An 18,346-nucleotide genomic window follows, 5' to 3' on the forward strand; every position below is an offset into this window, starting at 1 on the left:
AGTCGCGGGTCGCGGGTCGGGGATCGGTGTACTAGGACCCGTCCCTGAGGCCCCGGGGCCAGTTCGGGCGGAACTCGATCCCGTCGTACGTCACCACGCACCCCTCCCCCACCGGCGACTGCGCCATGAAGCCCACCAGGGCCGCGCCCGCCGTCTTCTCCTCGCCCAGCGAGAAGATCCGGACGAACGTCCACTGCTTCCCGTCCGGTGAGGCGTGGAACGCGAACGCCGAGCCCGTGCGGCTGATCCGGAGCCAGACGCTGCTGCCGTCCACCACGAAGGCGTTCGAGTCGTCGGAGCGGCCGCGGGTGACGACCGTGCAGACCGTCGCCTCGTCCGGCGACCGCTCCAGGCAGAGCTTCGCCCACTCCCGGTCGCCCACGTGCAGGTACAGCACGCCCGCGTCGAACGCCGCCGCGAAACCGACCGTCACCCGCGCGATCAGCTGGAAGTCACCCTCGGGCGCACCGAGGAGCCGGGGCGCGTCCGACGCCGGGTCGAGCGCCTCGCCCGTCGGCGGCACGAAGCGGTCCTGCCGGGCGCCCGCCCAGCCGGTGAGCACCCCGTCCTCGTACGACCAGTTGCCGTCGGGGCCGTACGTGCGCAGGGAGAAGGGCAGTTCGGGGATGTTGACGTCCATGGGCGTCAGTGTTCCAGGCGCCCGTCGTAGCGACGCGGCAGCCCCAGGGGGTTGTCGTCCCGCAGCTCGGGCGGGAGCAGCGCGGCGGGGGTGTTCTGGTACGCGACGGGACGCAGCCAGCGCTCGATCGCCGTACCGCCCACGGAGGTCGAGGTGGACGTCGTCGCCGGGTACGGACCGCCGTGGTGCTGCGCGGGCGCCACCGCGACCCCGGTCGGCCACCCGTTGACCAGCACGCGCCCGGCCAGCGGCGTCAGCTCGGCGATCAGCGCCGCACCGCCGCCCTCGCCCGCGGCCTCCTCGGCCGACAGCTGCACCGTGGCCGTGAGGTTGCCGGGGAGGCGGGTGAGCACGTTCGTGATCTCCGCCTCGCTCTCGTAGCGCGCGACGACCGTCACCGGGCCGAAGCACTCCTCCAGGAGCAGGTCGTGCTCGCCCTCCTCGGCGAGCTTCGCCGCCGGGACGGTGAGGAAGCCAGCGCTGACCGTGTGCTCGCTGCCCGCGCCCGGTGTCACCGGCGCGTCCACGTCCGGCAGTTCGCCCCGCTCCCGCACGCCCGCCACGAAGTTGTCCCGCATCCGGTGGTCGAGGAGCACCCCGGCCTCGGTGTCGCTGACCGCCTCCGTCAGGGACTTGACGAAGCGGTCGCCGCCCGCACCGGCCGGCGCGAAGACCAGGCCGGGCTTGACGCAGAACTGGCCGACGCCGAGCGTCATCGAGCCCGCCAGGCCCGTTCCGATCTCCTCGGCGCGCTCGACCGCCGCGGCCTCGGTCACGACGACCGGGTTGAGGGAGCCGAGCTCGCCGTGGAAGGGGATCGGCACGGGGCGGGCCGCCGCCGCGTCGAAGAGGGCACGGCCGCCGCGGATCGAGCCGGTGAAGCCCGCGCCCGAGACGAGCGGGTGCCGCACGAGCTCCACGCCCGCGTCGAAGCCGTGCACGAGGCCGATGACGCCCTCGGGGATGTCGTGCCGGGCCGCGGCCCTGCGCAGCGTCGCCGCCACCAGCTCGGAGGTGGCCGGGTGGTCCGGGTGCGCCTTGACGACCACGGGGCAGCCCGCGGCGAGCGCGCTCGCGGTATCGCCGCCGGGGACGGAGAAGGCGAAGGGGAAGTTGGACGCGGAGTAGACGGCCACGACGCCCAGCGGGATCTTGTAGCGCCGCAGGTCCGGGATGGGCGGCGTCGCGCTGCTGTCGGGGTGGTCGATGACGACGCCGAGGAACCCGCCCTCGTCGACCACGTCCGCGAAGGCCCGCAACTGGTAGCAGGTGCGGGCGAGTTCACCGGTGAGCCGGACGGGACCGAGCGCGGTCTCCGCGTCCGCGGCCTCCACCAGGTGGTCCTTCGCCGCGTCGAGCAGTTCGGCCGCCGAGCGCAGGAACGCGGCGCGTACGGTGCGGTCCGCGAGGGCGTCCTGGGCGGCCAGCGCGTCGCGCACCGCCTGGTCCACCTCTTGGACCGTGGCCTCGACCGCAACCTGTTCGCGCTGCTTCCCGGTTCGGGGGTCGACACTCCAGACTGGTGCTGCTGCCACCGCGGGCTCCTCCAGAGGTGATGCCACAGATGTGCTGCCACCCACCTGGGCTGTTCGATATGCTGAACGCTGTCTCCGATGATGAATAGCGGAGACTTCGGAGACTATTTCTCGTCGAACTAAGGGGTCAAGGGCGATGTCGGCTGGCGAGACTGGCGGGGCACAGGTCAAGTCCGCGGTGCGGACGGTGGAGTTGCTCGAATACTTCGCGGGACGCCCCGGAATGCACTCCTTGGCCGCCGTCCAGGAAGCCGTCGGGTACCCCAAGTCCAGCCTCTACATGCTCCTGCGTACGTTGGTGGAGCTGGGCTGGGTGGAGACGGACGCGACAGGCACGCGGTACGGGATCGGGGTGCGGGCCCTGCTGGTCGGCACCTCGTACATCGACGGCGACGAGGTCGTGGCGGCGGCGCGTCCGACGCTCGACCGCCTCTCGGACGACACCACGGAGACGATCCACCTGGCGCGCCTGGACGGCACGAACGTCGTCTACCTCGCCACGCGCCAGTCGCAGCACTACCTGCGCCCCTTCACGCGGGTGGGCCGCCGCCTCCCCGCGCACTCGACGTCCCTGGGCAAGGCGCTGCTCGCCACCCACACCGACGAGCAGGTCCGCAAGATGCTCCCGGAGACCCTGCCCGCGCTGACCGAGCACACGATCACCGACCGCGAGAAGCTGATCGAGGAGCTGCGCACGGTCCGTGAGCAGGGCTTCGCGGTGGACCGCGAGGAGAACACGCTGGGCCTGCGCTGCTTCGGCGTGGCCATCCCGTACCGCACGCCCGCGCGGGACGCGATCAGCTGCTCCGTGCCGGTGGCGCGGCTGACGCCCGCGCACGAGCAGATGGTGAAGGACGCGTTGTTCGACGCGCGGGACCGGCTGACACTGGCGACTCGTAGGCTCTGAGCCATGGCCACCATGGATGTCAGCCTCCGCCCCGTCCACGACAGCGATCTCCCGGTGTTCTACCGGCAGATGAACGACCCCGAGTCGAACCGCGTCGCCGCGTTCACCTCGCCCAAGACGGCGGACTGGACGCTCTTCGAGGGCCACTGGAAGGGGCTTCGGGAGTCGGCCGACGTGGTCGTGCGGACGGTCCTCGCGGACGGTGACGTGGTGGGCAGCGCGGCGGTGTACGGGAAGCCGGGCGAACGCGAGGTCACGTACTGGATCGACCGCTATTACTGGGGCCGGGGGCTCGCCACGGCCGCCTTGCGGGGTCTGCTTGCGGAGGTGGAGGAACGCCCGCTGTACGCGCGGGCGGCCGCGGACAACGCGGGCTCCCTGCGGGTCCTCGAAAAATGCGGCTTCCGGGTCACCGCCGCCGAGCGGGGCTTCGCGCATGCGCGGGGCGAGGAGATCGACGAGGCTGTGCTGGTGCTGGCGTAGGAGCCCAGCAACCGGGTCTTGGGCGCCGTCATCACCGGCTTCGCCGAGTTCGTCCTCAAACGCCGGACGGGCTGGATTCCTCACCCCTCCCCCGCACGGCGGACCCGGATCATCGCCACGCAGGACGTGCCGCACGCCCCGCCCCGGGAGCGTAGGGACCATGAGCCAGACACTCGTCCCCGCCCCGCCCGCCACGGCCCCCGTGGCGACACCCCGCTCCCGCCGCACCCTCCGCGCCCTCGCGATCCTCTCCGCCCTCCCTTACCTCACCCTCAAGATCGCCTGGATCGCGGGCAGCCACATCGGCATCCCCGAGGGCAGCAGCCTCCTCGAACACCGCACCACCATGATCTTCGCCAACGGCCTCACCGTCCTGATGGACGCCTGCGTCATCCTCCTCGCGCTGCTCCTGACCCGCCCCTGGGGCCTACGGACCCCCGCATGGCTGCTCGCGTTCCCCATGTGGGCCGCCACCGGGCTGCTGATGCCGATCATGGCCGGGTTCCCGCTCCAGCTCCTCGTCAAGGCCCTCGGTGGCAGTATCAACCGGCCCTCGGAGGACGGCGGAAGCGGTGCCTTTCTCGACGAGTGGGTCTTCGGCGTCGTCTACGGCGGCTTCATCCTCCAGGGCCTCGCCCTCGGCGCCCTGTTCGTCCTGTACGCACGGGAACGCTGGGGACACGTGTGGCAGGGCCGCCTCCGAGACCTGCCCAGCCCGGCCACCACCACCCGCCGCAGCCTTCAGCGCGGCACCGCCGTCGCCGCCGCCCTCCTGGCCCTCGCCCCCGCCACCCTGCACCTCCTCTGGGCCACCGGCTCCACCCTCGGCCTCAACGAGGCGCGGATCGAGGAGCGTACGACCGACTTCTACGTCCTGGAGGTACTGGACCTGCTCTACCTCGCCGCAGCCGTGGCCGGTGGGCTGCTCATCGTCTTCCGGTGGGCTCCCACGCTGTCCGTCAAGGTGCCGCTCGCCCTCGCCTGGCTCGGCTCGGGCGCCGTCACCTGCTGGGGCGGGTGGCTGCTGTTCGCCTCGCTCGGCGGCGTCGACGACATCGCCGAGCAGCCGACGCCGCTGATGATCCTGGCCTACGCTGTGCGGATGATCATCGGGACGCTGGTGGCCGCTCTCGGGGTGTGCTTCTTCAAGGAGCGGGCGCGCACCGCTGCCCGGGCCCCACGGCTCCCGGCGTGAAGACGCTCGCATCGGCCCTGTTCGGGCGGCGGGCGCGGCGCCGGTGGATCCATCTGATCCTCGGCGGCGCGCTCGCCATGCCGTACGTCTTCGTGGGCTCCGTCATCGTCGGGCCGCTGCTCGGCGAGGAGAACGTCTTCGGCTCGTTCACCTCCCAACTCGGCGCGTTCGCTGCGGGGTTGCCGCTCGCCGCGATCACCGCCCTGTTCCCGCTCACCCGGCCCATGTCGGTGGCCGCCGTGCGCGCGCTGTGCGACGTGCCGGGCGATGCGCTCGCCGACGGGCCCGCGCGGTCACGGCAGGCGCGCGGGCGTACCGTCGCGTGGTTCACGCTGCACCTCGGGTTCGGCGGGATCATCAGCGGAATGTCGCTGGCGCTGCCGCCGTTCGCGGCGGTGCTCATCGCCCTGCCGTTCGCCGCCGTGCTGCGCGACAGCCGGATCGGGATGCCCGAAGTCTTCGGCGAGGGCTGGATGCTGGCGCTCTCCCCGGTCATCGGCATCCTCTCCCTGGCCGCGCTCGCGGGGTGCGCGGCCGTGGCCGGGGGCCTGCTCGCGCGCTGGGCGCCCGAACTCCTCGGCCCCTCGCCCGCCGACCGGCTCGCGGCGGCCGAGCAGCGCGCCGCCGACCTCGCCGTGCGCAACCGGCTCGCGCGGGAGCTGCACGACTCGGTGGGCCATGCCCTGAGCGCCGTCACGCTCCAGGCGAGCGCCGCCCGCAGGGTCCTCGACCGCGACCCGGAGTTCGTCCGCGACGCGCTGGCCGCCATCGAGGAGACGACCCGGCGCACGGTCGGCGAACTCGACGCCGTCCTGGGGGTGTTGAGGGAGGGCGGCGACGGACAAGCGAGCCCGACCGCGCCCGCTCCCACCCTCTCGGGCGACCTCGACGGGCTCCTCAAGCGCACCCGCGCGGGCGGCCTGCGCGTGAAGGCCACGGTCGAGCTCGGCCCAGAGGGCCCGGACGCCCTGCCCCCGATGGTCTCCCGCGAGGCCTACCGCATCGTCCAGGAGAGCCTGAGCAACGCCCTGCGGCACGCGGGCCCCGACGCCCCCGTGACGCTCAGGATCGCCCTGGACGGCGCCGACCTGGAGATCCTCGCGGAGAACCCGCTGCCCCGCGGCGCCCCCGCGTCCCGCCCCGGCGGCGGCCACGGCCTGCGCGGCATCACCGACCGGGCCAGGCTCCTCGGCGGCACGGTCCGGACGGGCCCCGACGACGGGGTGTGGCGAGTGAACGTACGACTGCCCCTGAAGGGACCCGCCGAGGGGACCCGCACGACGACCGACCCGAAGGGACCCGTACACCCATGACCGAACCGGCCGCGGCCCCCATCCGCATCGTCCTCGCCGACGACGAGCGCATGGTGCGCACCGCCCTGCGCGTGATCCTCTCCGCCGAGCCCGACCTGGAGGTCGTCGGCGAGGCGGCGAGCGGCGCGGAGGCGGTGTCCGTCGTGCGTGAGCTGCATCCCGACGTGGTGCTCATGGACGTACGCATGCCCGAGATCGACGGCATCCGGGCCACCGAGCAGATCCTGCGGACGCAGGCGGACCCGCCGCGCATCGTGGTCGTGACGACCTTCGAGAACGACTCCTACGTGTACGAGGCGCTGCGCGCCGGGGCCTCCGGGTTCCTGCTCAAGCGGGCCGACGCGGACTCGCTCGTCCAGGCGGTGCGGCTCGTGGCGCGCAGCGAATCGCTGCTCTTCCCCGCGGCGGTGCGCGCCCTGGCGGCCGAGCACGGGCGCGCGAAGCCCGCGGCGCCGGCCTGGGTGGCCCGGCTGACGGGGCGCGAGAGCGAGGTGCTCAGGCTGATGGCGGCGGGCCTGACCAACGCGGAGATCGCGGGGCGGATGGGCGTGGGCCCCGCGACGGTGAAGACGCATGTGGCCGCGGTCCTCGCCAAGACGGGTGCGCGGGACCGTACACAGGCAGTGATCGCGGCGTACGAGGCGGGCTTCATGAACACGGAATGACCTCGCGGCCGTGGCGTGCCGCAGTATGAGGAATCTCTAAGAAACCCGGCAGAACGGAACGAATACCTCCGTGCCGGTCGTCTTTTCACGGGATGAACAAGACGATCAGGCACGCCTCGGTCTTCACGCTGCTGCTCGTGCTCGCCCTCCTGGTGCGGGCGACGTGGGTGCAGTTCTACGACTCGAAGGCGCTCGCGGACGACAAGCTGAACCGGCGGAACGTGATCGAGCAGTACGCGAACCCGCTGGGCGACATCATCGTGGGCGGTGACGCGGTCACCGGCTCCACCCGGACGAAGGGCGGCGACCTCGCGTACAAACGCACCTACAAGGACGGCGATCTCTACTCGGCCGTCACGGGCTACAGCTCGCAGGTGTACGGAGCGACGCAGCTGGAGGGCATTTACAAGGACGTCCTCGACGGCACCGACAACCGGCTGAAGAACCCGCTGGACACGGTCACGAACAAGCGTGCCGATCCGGGTGACGTGGTCACGACGATCGACCCGGCGGTGCAGAAGGCCGCGTACAAGGCGCTCGGCGACAAGAAGGGCGCGGCGGTCGCCGTCGACCCGAAGTCGGGCAAGATCCTCGGGATGGTGTCGACGCCTTCGTACGACCCCTCCGACATCAGCGGTTCCACGGACTCCAAGGAGTGGAAGGCGCTCCTGAAGGACGAGGACAAGCCGCTGGTCAACCGCGCGCTGCGGCAGCCGCTGCCGCCGGGTTCGACGTTCAAGCTGGTCGTCGCGGCGGCGGCCCTGGAGGACGGGCTCTACGGCTCGGCGGACACCAAGACCGACAGCCCGAACCCGTACACCCTGCCCGGCACGACCACCGTCCTGAAGAACGAGAGCGCGAGCGCGCCCTGCGAGGACGCCACGATCCGTACGGCGCTGCAGTACTCGTGCAACAACGTCTTCGCGAAGATCGCCGTCGACCTGGGCCAGGACAAGGTCAAGTCGATGGCCGAGAAGATGGGCTTCAACGCCGACAAGCTGGATGTGCCGGTGCGCGCGGCGGAGAGCTCGTACCCCTCGGACATGGACAAGGCCCAGACGGCCCTGACCGGCATCGGCCAGTTCGACGTGACGGCGACGCCGCTGCAGATGTCGATGGTCACGGGCGCGATCGCCAACGGCGGTGAGCTGGTGTCGCCGCACATGGTGTCCCAGATCACCGACTCGAACGGCGATGTCCTCGATTCGTTCGACGACGCGGACTCCGAGCGTGTGATGAGCGAGGACACGGCGAGCCAGCTGCAGTCGGCCATGGAGACGGTCGTCGAGAAGGGCACGGGCACGAACGCGCGGATCAGCGGCGCGGACGTGGGCGGCAAGACGGGCACGGCCCAGCACGGCGAGAACAACAGCAAGACGCCGTACGCCTGGTTCACCTCGTACGCCAAGGGCAGCGACGGCAAGGAGGTCGCGGTGGCGGTCATCGTCGAGTCCTCGGACGCGGCGAGGTCGGAGGTCAGCGGCAACGGACTTGCGGCGCCGATCGCGAGGGCGATGATGTCGGCGGCGCTCAAGTCCTAGCTCTCGATCCGCCGCGGGGTGCCGTTTCACAGCGAGACGGCACCCCGCGCAGGTCAACGGCGCGAACGCCACACCTGCAGGCCCCACAGGGCGGCAAGCGGAACCAAGGCCCCCACCAAGAGCCCCCCGGCGAAGCCGAACCCGCTGTCGGCGTCGCCGTCATCGACGGCGACGGCAACCCCCGCCAGCACGACGGCCAGCGCCGCGACCCCCACCAGCGCATAGAACCGCCGGCTGAAGAAGCGCCACCGCCCAGGCATCCCCGGCGGAGCCGAGATCTCCGCCCCCGGCCCAAGGCTCGCGGCCAGCGGCCGCTTGAACCACGCGTAGACGATCCAGGTGCCGCACGCCTCCCACCCGTCAGGGGCGAGCCGCTCGTCAAGCCCCTCACGCCCCCGCGTGACCAGCTCGCGCCGGTACTCCCAGCGCTGCGGCCGCTCAAGATCCCGGTGGCTGACGAACCTCCCGAGGGCGTCGACCCGCTCGACCTCCCACCCCTCGCCGCCGAAGCGGTTCAGGAGCTCTTCGTCGACGTACGTGTCGGCGGTCCACCGCCACGTCTCGACATGCGCCTCGGGGACCTCGGGCTCCTGGCCCCCCACGGGCACCAGCTCGCGGGCGAACGCGTCGACAGGCCCGAACTCGGCCTCCGGGTCCGCGCCGCCCGACTCCTCCAGGTGCGCCGCCAGATCCGCGACGGTCGCCTCGACGCGGTCGGACGGCACCCCCTCCTGCCGCAACTGCGCGGCAAGATCGTCGAAGTAGCTCATCGCACGCCCGCCTTCGCAAGGACCTCACGCACCGATCCGTCGAAGGCGAGCCACAGCCCGCCCTGCTCGCCGAGAGTGGCGCGTCCGGCATCCGTGAGGGAGTAGTAGCGCCGGCCGGGGCCCTTCTCCGTGGCCCGGAACTCGGCGGCGACCAGGCCCGCCTCCTCGAGACGGTTCAGCACGGGATAGAGCGTGCCGCCCTTGATCTGGCCGAACCCGGCGGCGCCGAGCAGCTTGGCGATCTCGTAGCCGTAGCTCTCGCCGTCGGTGAGGCCGGCGAGCACGAGGAGATCGAGTACGCCCTTGAACCAGCTGGCCCGGCGGTCGGTCCTGGCGCCCCCGGATGCGGATGCGGTCATGGTCAGCTGCCCTTCGCGGCCGGTTCGTACGCGGGCACGGAACCGATCGGTTCCGGTTCGGGGAGGGTCAAGTCCCGCACGGACAGGGCGATATGGATGGCGACGGGCAGCAGCAGGCTCCCGGTCGACACATAGAGCCCGGCGAACAGCGCCCCCACGGCGGCGAAGGCGATGACACCAGTGCGGCCCTGGTACAAGCCCGCGACGGCGTACACGAGCACCGAAAGGGCCGCCGCCGCATAGAGGTTGAGGCCGAGCACGCCGACGCCGAAGGCGATCAGGAGCCCGCGGTAGACGAGTTCGGCGCAGATGCCGTCGGTCACGGCGACGGCGATCGCGAGGCGGCGCTCCTGCGCCGTGCGCGGCAGCATCGCCCGGATGGAGGCGAGCCCCGGCACGTTCTTGCCGCCTTCGGCGAGGGCGCGCATCTTCCGCCCTGACACCACGGAGACGGCGACCACCGCGACGATGACGACGGCCGTGGACACCGGCGATTCGGGTGCCGCGATGCCGAGGTCGGAGGCGGCCATGGCCGGCGAGAGCAGGAGCGCCAGCAGAGCGAGCGCAGCGAAGAGCCACCAGAAGACGAGCACGAAGGTGAAGTAGCCGACGAGAGCGCGTGGTTCGGTGTCGCGGCGGCGGGCGAGCGAGCCGTAGAGACGGCGGCCGAGCCAGGGCTCACCGAGCAGCAGATAGGCACCGAGAGCGGCCGTGACGGCCGTGGACGCGGCCGAGAAGTCCGGCGAGACGGTCATGGTGGGATCCCCCTTCCCGAAGGGGCCGCGCCGGACGCACCGTGCGGCCCCATGAGCATGTGAGCTACCTAGACCGTAAAGCGACCTAGTCAGGAATGCAACCTATCTCGCGATGCCGACACCGACATCGACATCGACATCGAGCAGCGTCAGGCCTACTCCACGAAGTACGTCGGGTTCGGCAGCTTGTACGTCTTGTCCGCGTAACCACCCGCCAGGTCGGAGACCTGGTCGCCGAAGCTGCCGACGATGTCGTAGCCGGTCGACTCGATGTGCTTGCGGGTGCCTTCCTTGAACTGCACGGTGGTGCACTCCCACTTGGCGGGGGTGGCGCAGTCGCTCAGGTAGGCGGGCGGGGCGGTCTTGTTCTTGGTGAACACGTGCTCCGTGTCGAGCTGCGTGTCGTACCCGGCCTTGGCGAGGTTGGTGACCGCGCCCTCACGCTGCGACTCGCTCAGGCCGGTGAGGAAGAAGACCTCGACGCCCTTGCTCTTGGCGTACGTGACGAGTTCGGGCATGCCGAAGACGGCAGGCCGCTTGGCCGCCTTCACGTACGCGTCCCACGTGGTGTTGTTGTAGGTGTAGTTGGTGGTCTTCTCGTAGTCGAAGCTGAGCAGCGAGGTGTCGTCCACGTCGAGGACGATCGCGGGCTTCTTGCCGTGGCCGCCGCCCTTCGCGCCATGACCGCCGCTCTTCGCGCCGTGCGCCGCGGCCTTCCTGATGTCCTTCTTCGCCTTCGCCTGGATGCGCGCCAGGTCCTTGGCGTACGGGCTGTCGGGCGAGGAGCGCCAGACGCCGTCGGCGTCCTGGTACGCGCCGTAGTAGTCGTCGATCTCGCCGACGAGCACGCCGATGTTCTGGGGTTCGGCGGTGTGCCGCGCCGATGCGTTGTCGGCGGTGGCGGCGCCGGTGCCGTACAGAGCGGCGCCTGCGACGGCACAGGCGGTGGCGATCCCGGCCACCCGAAGGGACTTGCGCATAGGTCGATTTCTCCGGATCAGAGTCAGATTCAGGGTGTGGACAGGGCGACAAGTCCGAGCAGGTCAACACCTGTCTACGCGCACTGTCTACGCGCATCACTCCGCACCCCGCGAGACCCTTTACCCGATCGATACTCGATCCTGGGAAAGCCTGGGCCCGCACCCCCGGCCTATCCCCCCCCGGCCTACGCCCCGGGCGACCACCCCGGGTCCCGCCCGCTGAGACCGATCACGCGGTCGAGCAGAGGAGCCTCGTCCGGCACCGGGACCACGGCCCCGAACAGGCTGTTGCCGGACGTGTCGCCCTCCTCGGGCGTGAGCAACGCCTCGGCCACCCCGAGGCTCGCCTCGTCGGGGTCGTACGCCTGGCCCGTCGCCCGCGCCAAGTCCCAGCCGTGCACGACGAGTTCGTCCATGGCGACGGCGCCCGCGACGGCACCCGGCAGATCGAGGCCGCCCGCCCGGGTCATGCCCTCCCACGCGGCCGGATCGCGCCACACCTCCACCAGCTCGTCGAGCAGCTTCGGCAGGTGGGTGCGCCAGCCGGGGCCGAGCTCCGGCACGGCGCTGCCCGGGTCCTGGTCGAGCCCCGGCCCCAGGTCCTTGCGCCCGGCGTCCCGGAACGCGCCCGTGAGCCCGACGAGATGGCCAAGGAGATGGCGCACCTCGTACTCCGGACAGGGCGTGGGCCCCGAGAGCTGCGATTCGGTGACGCCCTGAGCGATGCCCGCCACCAGCCGGGCCTGCGGCTCGAAGTCGATCATGTCCGTCATGGATCCTCCCGCATCTCGGCGGCCCTGACCCACGGACCGCTGCTGTCCTGCCCTGTAGACCGGCCCGGAGCCCGGAACTCATCGCCGAAGCCGAGGGGGGCGTCTACCGCACCTGCCCTATGCCCGGCCGGGGTCCTTAGCGCCACCATCACCTGCCATGACATCCACGATCACGCGGGTCCTGCGCCACCGCGACGCGAGCCTCTGTCTGGGCGCGGTGGTGGTCTCCGGCTTCGGGAGCTCCGCGATGTGGCTGGTCTCCGGGATCTGGGTGAAGGAACTGACCGGCTCGGACGGCCTGGCCGCGCTGTGCACCTTCGCCCTCTGGGCCCCTGCCCTGATCGGCCCCCTCCTGGGCACGATCGCCGACCGCACCCGCCGCGTCCCCCTGCTCATCGGCACGAACCTGGCCCTGGGCGCTCTCCTGACATCCCTGGTGTTCGTCGACTCCACGGCCACCCTGTGGATCCTCTACACGGTGCTCTTCCTGTACGGGGCGTGCGGCGCCGTCACCGACGCGGCGGAGGCGGCCCTGGTGACGGCGGCCGTCGGCAAGGACCTGGCAGGTGACTTCAACGGCCTGCGGATGTCCGCGAACGAGGGCATGAAGCTCATCGCGCCGCTCGCCGGAGCCGGTCTCTTCGCCGCCTGCGGAGGCGCCCAGGTGGCACTCCTGGACGCCGCCACCTTCGTACTCGCGGCGGGGATGTTCACGCTGCTGCGGGCGCGGGAGGACGTGCCGGTGCGTGCCGCGTCGGGCTGGCGGGCGCAGACCGCAGAGGGGGCACGCCACTTGTGGAACAACCCGCGGCTGCGCCCCCTCGTCCTCGCGGGCGGCCTGACCATGCTGACGTCGGGGATCAGCGGGGCGGCGATCTACGCGGTCGTGGAGGGACTCGGCCACTCCCCCGCGTACACGGGCGTGCTGTACGTCGTGCAGGGCGCGGGGTCGGTGGCGGTGGGCGTCGCTTCGGGCACACTGATGCGCCGCTTCGGAGGACGCCGCTTCGGCGGGGCGGGCATCGCACTCACCGCGCTCGCCGTGGTCCTGCACGCGCTGCCGTACGACGCGACGGCCCTCGCGGGCAGCCTCGCCAACGGTCTGGGGCTGCCGTGCGCGCTGATCGCGGGCATGACGGCGGTGCAGCGCGAGACGCCGCAGGCCCTCCTCGGACGCGCGGCGGCGACCGCGAACACCCTGATGTTCACGCCGACGGCAGTGGGCATCGCCATGGGCGCGGTCCTCGTCGAGACCGTCGACTACCGGCTCCTGCTGCCGGTCCTCGCAGGGGCGCGACTGCTGATCGCCGCACCCCTGCTCATGTCCCGTTCGCGGCCGACTACTTTACGTCGGCCCAGCGCTTGACGTGGGCGACCACCTCCGCCAGCTCGGCGGGGGGCAGCTTCTCGATCGCGTTGCCGTGATGGGCGCCGGGCGCCACGTAGCGGTACGAGTCGTGCTTGCCGGGCGTGAACTTCTCGGCGCTCCACGGGTCGTTCTCCGCGTAGATGAAGAGCATCCGCTCGCCCTTGGTCCTCACCCAGCGGTCGACGTCGGCGACGGTCCTGCCGTCGTAGGTGCCGCCCCGCATGGCGGCAGGGAGCGACGAGTCGGGGTGCCGCAGGCCCGGGTAACGAAGCAGGCCGTCGAGATGGTCGAACTTCAGCTCTGCCCAGCCGAGTTGCGTGGCGGCCTGCCGGTCGTGGGGGCCGCCGCCGTGGGTGCCGAGGACCTCGTCCTCGAACATGCCCATGCCGTTCTTCCGCGACCAGGAGTACAGTTCGTCGTCCGTGGCCTTGTCCGCATCCGGCACGGTCGGGCACTTGTCGATCCCGCCGCTCTGCCAGAAGCCCCACACCTGTTCGAGCACGCCCCGCTCGTAGGCGCGGTCCGCGGTGCCGAGGTTCTCCTCGAAGGTGGCGCCTTCCCGCTGCGCCTCCGCCTCGAACTTGGGGAGCAGCACCTCGCGGCGTACCAGCATCTCGCGCTGAACGGCGTTCAGGGCGTCCCGGCACTCGCGCGTCCCGACCGTCCTGAAGAAGCGCTCGTAGGCCCTGTCGTCCTTGTTGTCGGCGTCGTTCGGCGCGACGACCGCGACGACTCCGTCCAGGTCGTCGGGGTAATAGCGCTCGTGGTACGTCGCCGCCATGCCGCCCTTGCTGGCGCCGACGCCGATCCACTTGCCCTTCTCGACGCCGCGCAGCGCCTGGGTGAGACGGTGCTCGTCGGCGGCCTCCTGCTGCACGGTGAGCTTGGACCAGTCGTCGCCCGCGGGCCCCGTGGGACGCGACCCCTCGAAGTAACGGTGCTCCAGGCTCACTTGGTTGGCGTCGAGGATGTCGGTGAGGGGGGTGACTTCGCTGTAGAGGTCGTAGCCCGGGGTGAAGAGGACCGTCGGCTTGTCCGTCGCCTTGTGCCAGAGCGTGAGGCGCTGGGTGAAGGTGCCCGCGCCCGGGTCGCGGTGGTCGACGGGCTGGGCGTAGGTGAGCGAGTAGCGGGGGTGGCCCCGCACGTCGTCCACGCCGGTGACCGTCATGCCCGGGATGCTCTCCAGGCGTTCACGGAAGTCGTCGGCCTGGGCCCCCGTCGCGCCGGCGGGTGTCCGCGCCGCCGCAGGCACGGACCCGGCCAGCACGGCCGAGCCCGCGAGCACCCCTGCGCATATCAGCGCGGACACCCCTTTGGTGCCCCTGGACCCCTTGGTTCTCCCGGTCTCCTTGTCGCGCACCGTGTCTCCGATCGTGACAGGTCGTGGGATCAGTTTGATGATCATCGGTGTACGGATCGTAACCTTGATCACTACTGTCGCGACAACGCCGAACGCCCCAACGACCCCTAAATGCGCACTACTTCACGTCGGCCCAGCGCTTGATGGTCGCGACGGCCTCGGCCTGCTCGGCGGCGGGCAGTTTGGCGATGGAGGCGCCGTGGTTGGAGCCGGGGACCTCGTAGCGGTAGGAGTCGCGGTGGCTCGGGGTGAACTTCTCCGCGCTCCACGGGTCGTTCTCGCCGTAGATGAACATCATCCGCTGGCCGCGGGTCTTCACCCAGCGGTCCACGTCGGCGATGGTCCTGTTGTTGTACGAGCCGCGCATCGCCTCGGGAAGCACCGAGTTGGGCTGGTAGATGTCCGGGTAGTGGCGGACGTCCTTGAGGTGCTTGAACTTCAGGTCGGCCCAGCCGAGTTGAGTGGCGGCCTGGCGGTAGTAGGGGCCGGTGCCGTTCGTGCCGAGCGTCTCGTCCTGGTAGACGCTGAAGCCGTGCTCCTTCGACCAGTCGTAGAGCTCGTCGTCGGTAGCCTTTTCGGCGTCGGGCACGGTCGGGCAGTTGTCGACGGTGCCGCTCTGCCAGAAGTTCCACACCTGGTCGAGCACGGCGAACTCGTAGGCGCGGTCGGTGGTGCCGAGCGTCTCCTCGAAGGTGTCGCCGTTGGCCTTGGCGTCCGCCTCGAACTTGGGGATCAGCGCCTCACGGCGCAGCAGCATCTCGCGCTGCACGGCGTTGAGCGCGCTCCGGCACTCGGCCGTCCCGACCGTCCTGAAGAACCGTTCGTAGCCGCTGTCGTCCCTGTTGTTCGCGTCGTTGGGCGCCACGAACGCGACGACCGCGTCCAGGTCGCCGGGGTAGAAGCGCTCGTGGTACGTCGCCGTCATCCCACCCTTGCTCGCGCCCGTGCCGAGCCACTTGCCCTTCTCGATGCCGCGCAGCGCCTGGGTGAGGCGGTGCTCGTCGGCGGCCTCCTGCTGGACGGTCATCTTGGACCAGTCCGAACCGGCGGCGCCCGAGGGGCGGGACTGCTCGAAGTAGCGGTGCTCGATGCTGACTTGGTTGGCGTCGATCAGCTTGGTGAGGGCGGTGGTGTTGGACGCGAGGGTGTATCCGCCGGTGTAGAGGACGGTCGGCTTGTCCGTGGCCTTGTGCCAGAGCGTGGCGCGCTGGGTGAACGTGCCGGCGCGGGGGTTGCCGTGGTCGACGGGCTGGGCGTACGTGAGCGAGTAGAGGGGGTAGCCCTCCCGGTCGGCCACGGAGACGACCTTCATGCCGGGGATCTTCTCCAACTGCTCCCGGATGTCGGCCTTGGTGTCCGCCGCCGGTCTCGCATCGCCCTGCGCGGCCGCGGGCACTGCCCCGCCGAGCACGGCCGCGCCGGCCATGAATCCGGCACAGACCAGCGCGGATATCCCCTTGTTGCGCACCTTGTCTCCTCGTCCTCTTGTCGCCGCCCGTCCGCTCGTGGCTGGGGCGACGGTGTGGTGGTGCGCGGATGGTAACCGCTTCCACTTACGGTGCGACAGAGGCTATTTGAGGTGGGCGAGGGCCTTGGTCACCTGCGCGAGATCCGTCTCGGACGCCAGCCCCGCGTGGTAGAGCCGCAGTTCGTCCGCGCCAAGGGTGGCCGCGTGCGCGGCGTCGGCGGCCAGGGTGGCGGGGCTGCCTCCCATGCCGGAGACGACCGTGAGGTTCGCGGCGAGGGTGGTGCGGGCCGTGCGGTGCGCGTCGAAGGGCGTCAGCGCCTGGGCGCCGCCCGTGCAGGGCACGACCACGCCGTCGGCCACGGAGAGGATGTGCTCCGGGTCGACTCCGGCGTTGGCGCCGCAGTGGTACGCCACCGGGTCGGCGTGCAGCAAAACCCGGAAGCCGTCCGGGGCGGCGGCACGCACGGCCGCGATCGCCGCCTCCTGGAGCGTGCGGGCGGTTTCCTCGCGCCACGCGCGCGTGGCGTTCGCCGTCCCGGCGCCGATGAGCTTCTCCACCGCCTCCCAGCCGCCGGGGGGCTCGTCGCCGCGCCACACGGGCTCCAGGGCGCGCCGGACTCCGGCCGCCAACGCGTCGGGGGCGAGCCCCTGTCGCGCGTACCCCGCACGGCAGTCCGCGCAGAAGCACAGGGACATCAGGTACTGCCCGGCCTCCCCGAGCGGCACTCCCGCGATCTTGTCGTGGGCGTGCAGGTGCGCGAGGCCGTACCAGCCGAGGGACTCCAGTTCGGTGCCGCGCGCGCCGGGGCGCACGGCGGCCTCCGCCGCGAGGTCGACGAGGTACGCGCGCGTGGCGGGCTGTGCGATGCAGGGCGCCCAGGGGTAGCGGTCTCCGTAGGCGTTGACGACGGAGGTCTCCGGATGGTCGGCGCCCATGCGGGAGTTGTGGGCGAGGACGACCCAGGTGTGCACGTCGAGCCCGGCGGCCGCCAGCGCGTCGGCGGCCTCTCCATGGGCGTCGCCCGGGGCCCAGTCCCCGGCCGCGTACGGGCGCAGCTCGCGTCCCTGCCACCGGTCACCGGGCTCGTACAGGACCGCCGCGTGCTCGGCGGTGACGATGCGGTGGCGGGGGTGGCGGGGGGTCAGCGCGCGCGTGGAGTGGTAGGCGGAGGCGAGGGTGACCTGCTGGACGCCGAGGTCCGCGATGCGCGCGGGCGCCCCGGGGTCGCCGACGACGTCCCAGGGGTACAGGAAGGCGGAGGTCCTCACGCGCTCTCCTCCCGCAGCAGGGCGCGCCCGCGCTCGGTCAGTTCGGCCAAGCGCTTGATGTGCTCGTCGGCGGGTTCGTGCAGCGGCGTCCGGACGCCGCCGACGTCGAGCCCCGCCAGGCGTACGCCCGCCTTGACGAGGGAGACCGCGTACCCCCGGCCCTCGGCGCGCAGCTCCACGAAGGGCCGGTAGAAGCCGTCGATGAGCCGGTTCACGAGGGCGTCGCCCTCGGCGGTCCGGGAGTTGAAGGCCCGGTGGAAGGCGAGCGCGATGTCGGGCGCGAAGCAGAAGACCGCCGACGAGTAGAGCGACACGCCGATACCGCGGTAGGCGAGCCCGGTCAGCTCGGCGGTGGGCAGGCCGTTGAAGTAGAGGAATTCCTCCGGGACTTCGGCCCGAACGGCGCTGACGATGCGCTGCATCAGGTCCATGTCGCCGAGGCCGTCCTTGAAGCCGATGATGCCCTCGGTGCGGGCGAGCTCGACCACGGTCTCCGGGGTGAACACGGCGTTGTCGCGCTGGTAGACGATGGTGTCGAGGGAGGTCGCCGCGGCCAGTTCGGCGTAGTGCCGCAGCAGCCCCTCCTGTCCGGCGACGACGAGATAGGGCGGCATCGCGAGCAGCCCGTCGGCGCCCGCCTCCTCGGCGATCTTCGCGTACCGCACGGCGAGCGCGGTACCGTACCCGGCGCCCGCGACCACCGGCACCCGTCCCGCCGACTCCTCGGCGGCGGCGGCGACGCACGCCCCGAACTCCTCGGGCGTCAGCGCGTGGAACTCGCCGGTGCCGCAGCAGGCGAACACGGCAGCCGCACCCGCCTCGATCCCCGCGCGCACGTGCGCGCGGAAGACGTCGAGGTCGATGGAGCCGTCGAGGCCGTAGGCGGTGACCGGGAAGAACAGCGGCCCGCTGGGGATGTCGAGTCGAGCGGCGAGGGGTGCTGACGTCACGGGCTCTCCCTTAG

General features: G+C 71.5%; 18 protein-coding genes. 7 read left to right on the forward strand and 11 right to left on the reverse strand.

The genetic code is table 11. The features are described from left to right. Positions 1-31 precede the first annotated feature (31 nt). Together AC07AG_RS34000 and AC07AG_RS34005 are read right to left on the reverse strand one after the other, a co-directional pair. Positions 32-640, reverse strand: coding sequence for a DUF1349 domain-containing protein (locus AC07AG_RS34000; protein WP_478760103.1), 609 nt, complete (start codon positions 638-640; stop codon positions 32-34). Positions 641-645: 5 nt separating this feature from the next. Beyond that, positions 646-2,175: an aldehyde dehydrogenase (NADP(+)) gene (locus tag AC07AG_RS34005; RefSeq protein ID WP_478760104.1), complete on the reverse strand. Its 1,530-nt coding sequence runs from the start codon at positions 2,173-2,175 to the stop codon at positions 646-648. A gap of 136 nt (positions 2,176-2,311) precedes the next feature. Here AC07AG_RS34005 and AC07AG_RS34010 point away from each other — a divergent pair, with 136 nt between their 5' ends. From AC07AG_RS34010 to AC07AG_RS34035, 6 genes are all read left to right on the forward strand, one after another. Beyond that, a complete protein-coding gene (locus AC07AG_RS34010; protein ID WP_160504308.1) occupies positions 2,312-3,082 on the forward strand; it encodes an IclR family transcriptional regulator in 771 nt (256 codons plus the stop codon). A gap of 12 nt (positions 3,083-3,094) precedes the next feature. Continuing rightward, positions 3,095-3,565, forward strand: a complete 471-nt coding sequence (locus tag AC07AG_RS34015) for a GNAT family N-acetyltransferase (protein ID WP_478760633.1) — start codon at positions 3,095-3,097, stop codon at positions 3,563-3,565. 160 nt (positions 3,566-3,725) lie between these two features. After that, positions 3,726-4,760 (forward strand): hypothetical protein, encoded by a 1,035-nt coding sequence (locus AC07AG_RS34020; RefSeq protein WP_478760106.1) that lies wholly within the window; start codon positions 3,726-3,728, stop codon positions 4,758-4,760. Continuing rightward, a complete protein-coding gene (locus tag AC07AG_RS34025; protein ID WP_478760108.1) occupies positions 4,757-6,073 on the forward strand; it encodes a sensor histidine kinase in 1,317 nt (438 codons plus the stop codon). Before AC07AG_RS34020 ends, AC07AG_RS34025 begins: the two co-directional genes overlap by 4 nt. After that, the gene (locus AC07AG_RS34030) at positions 6,070-6,738 is read left to right on the forward strand and encodes a response regulator transcription factor (RefSeq protein WP_478760110.1); all 669 of its coding nucleotides are present in this window, start codon (positions 6,070-6,072) and stop codon (positions 6,736-6,738) included. The genes AC07AG_RS34025 and AC07AG_RS34030 overlap by 4 nt, the downstream gene beginning before the upstream one ends. Before the next feature lie 92 nt (positions 6,739-6,830). Continuing rightward, the gene (locus AC07AG_RS34035; RefSeq protein ID WP_478760111.1) at positions 6,831-8,279 is read left to right on the forward strand and encodes a peptidoglycan D,D-transpeptidase FtsI family protein; all 1,449 of its coding nucleotides are present in this window, start codon (positions 6,831-6,833) and stop codon (positions 8,277-8,279) included. 53 nt (positions 8,280-8,332) lie between these two features. Here the strand turns inward: AC07AG_RS34035 and AC07AG_RS34040 are convergent, their stop codons facing one another. The 5 genes from AC07AG_RS34040 to AC07AG_RS34060 all read right to left on the reverse strand — a co-directional run bounded on the left by AC07AG_RS34040 (position 8,333) and on the right by AC07AG_RS34060 (position 11,916). Beyond that, complete coding sequence (locus AC07AG_RS34040; protein WP_478760113.1) at positions 8,333-9,049, reverse strand: hypothetical protein; 717 nt, start codon at positions 9,047-9,049, stop codon at positions 8,333-8,335. Continuing rightward, a complete protein-coding gene (locus tag AC07AG_RS34045; protein WP_478760114.1) occupies positions 9,046-9,408 on the reverse strand; it encodes a PadR family transcriptional regulator in 363 nt (120 codons plus the stop codon). The genes AC07AG_RS34040 and AC07AG_RS34045 overlap by 4 nt, the downstream gene beginning before the upstream one ends. A 2-nt stretch (positions 9,409-9,410) precedes the next feature. Beyond that, positions 9,411-10,163, reverse strand: a complete 753-nt coding sequence (locus AC07AG_RS34050; protein ID WP_478760116.1) for a CPBP family intramembrane glutamic endopeptidase — start codon at positions 10,161-10,163, stop codon at positions 9,411-9,413. A gap of 155 nt (positions 10,164-10,318) precedes the next feature. Next, positions 10,319-11,143 (reverse strand): HAD family acid phosphatase, encoded by an 825-nt coding sequence (locus AC07AG_RS34055; RefSeq protein ID WP_478760117.1) that lies wholly within the window; start codon positions 11,141-11,143, stop codon positions 10,319-10,321. A 185-nt stretch (positions 11,144-11,328) separates the two neighbouring features. Next, positions 11,329-11,916 (reverse strand): TIGR03086 family metal-binding protein, encoded by a 588-nt coding sequence (locus tag AC07AG_RS34060; RefSeq protein WP_478760118.1) that lies wholly within the window; start codon positions 11,914-11,916, stop codon positions 11,329-11,331. A 157-nt stretch (positions 11,917-12,073) separates the two neighbouring features. Here AC07AG_RS34060 and AC07AG_RS34065 point away from each other — a divergent pair, with 157 nt between their 5' ends. Then, a complete protein-coding gene (locus AC07AG_RS34065) occupies positions 12,074-13,282 on the forward strand; it encodes an MFS transporter (protein WP_478760120.1) in 1,209 nt (402 codons plus the stop codon). On the opposite strand, the gene AC07AG_RS34070 is transcribed toward AC07AG_RS34065, so the two are convergent. From AC07AG_RS34070 to AC07AG_RS34085, 4 genes are all read right to left on the reverse strand, one after another. Continuing rightward, on the reverse strand, positions 13,257-14,690 hold the full coding sequence (locus AC07AG_RS34070; RefSeq protein WP_478760123.1) for a S28 family serine protease: 1,434 nt from the start codon (positions 14,688-14,690) through the stop codon (positions 13,257-13,259). The genes AC07AG_RS34065 and AC07AG_RS34070 overlap by 26 nt on opposite strands. A 73-nt stretch (positions 14,691-14,763) precedes the next feature. Next, the gene (locus AC07AG_RS34075; RefSeq protein WP_478760125.1) at positions 14,764-16,113 is read right to left on the reverse strand and encodes a S28 family serine protease; all 1,350 of its coding nucleotides are present in this window, start codon (positions 16,111-16,113) and stop codon (positions 14,764-14,766) included. Positions 16,114-16,215: 102 nt separating this feature from the next. After that, positions 16,216-17,382: a hypothetical protein gene (locus AC07AG_RS34080; protein WP_478760127.1), complete on the reverse strand. Its 1,167-nt coding sequence runs from the start codon at positions 17,380-17,382 to the stop codon at positions 16,216-16,218. Continuing rightward, a complete protein-coding gene (locus AC07AG_RS34085; RefSeq protein WP_478760129.1) occupies positions 17,379-18,332 on the reverse strand; it encodes a 5-dehydro-4-deoxyglucarate dehydratase in 954 nt (317 codons plus the stop codon). The genes AC07AG_RS34080 and AC07AG_RS34085 overlap by 4 nt, the downstream gene beginning before the upstream one ends. Positions 18,333-18,346 lie beyond the last annotated feature (14 nt).

This window comes from Streptomyces sp. NPDC044044, from assembly GCF_056434405.1.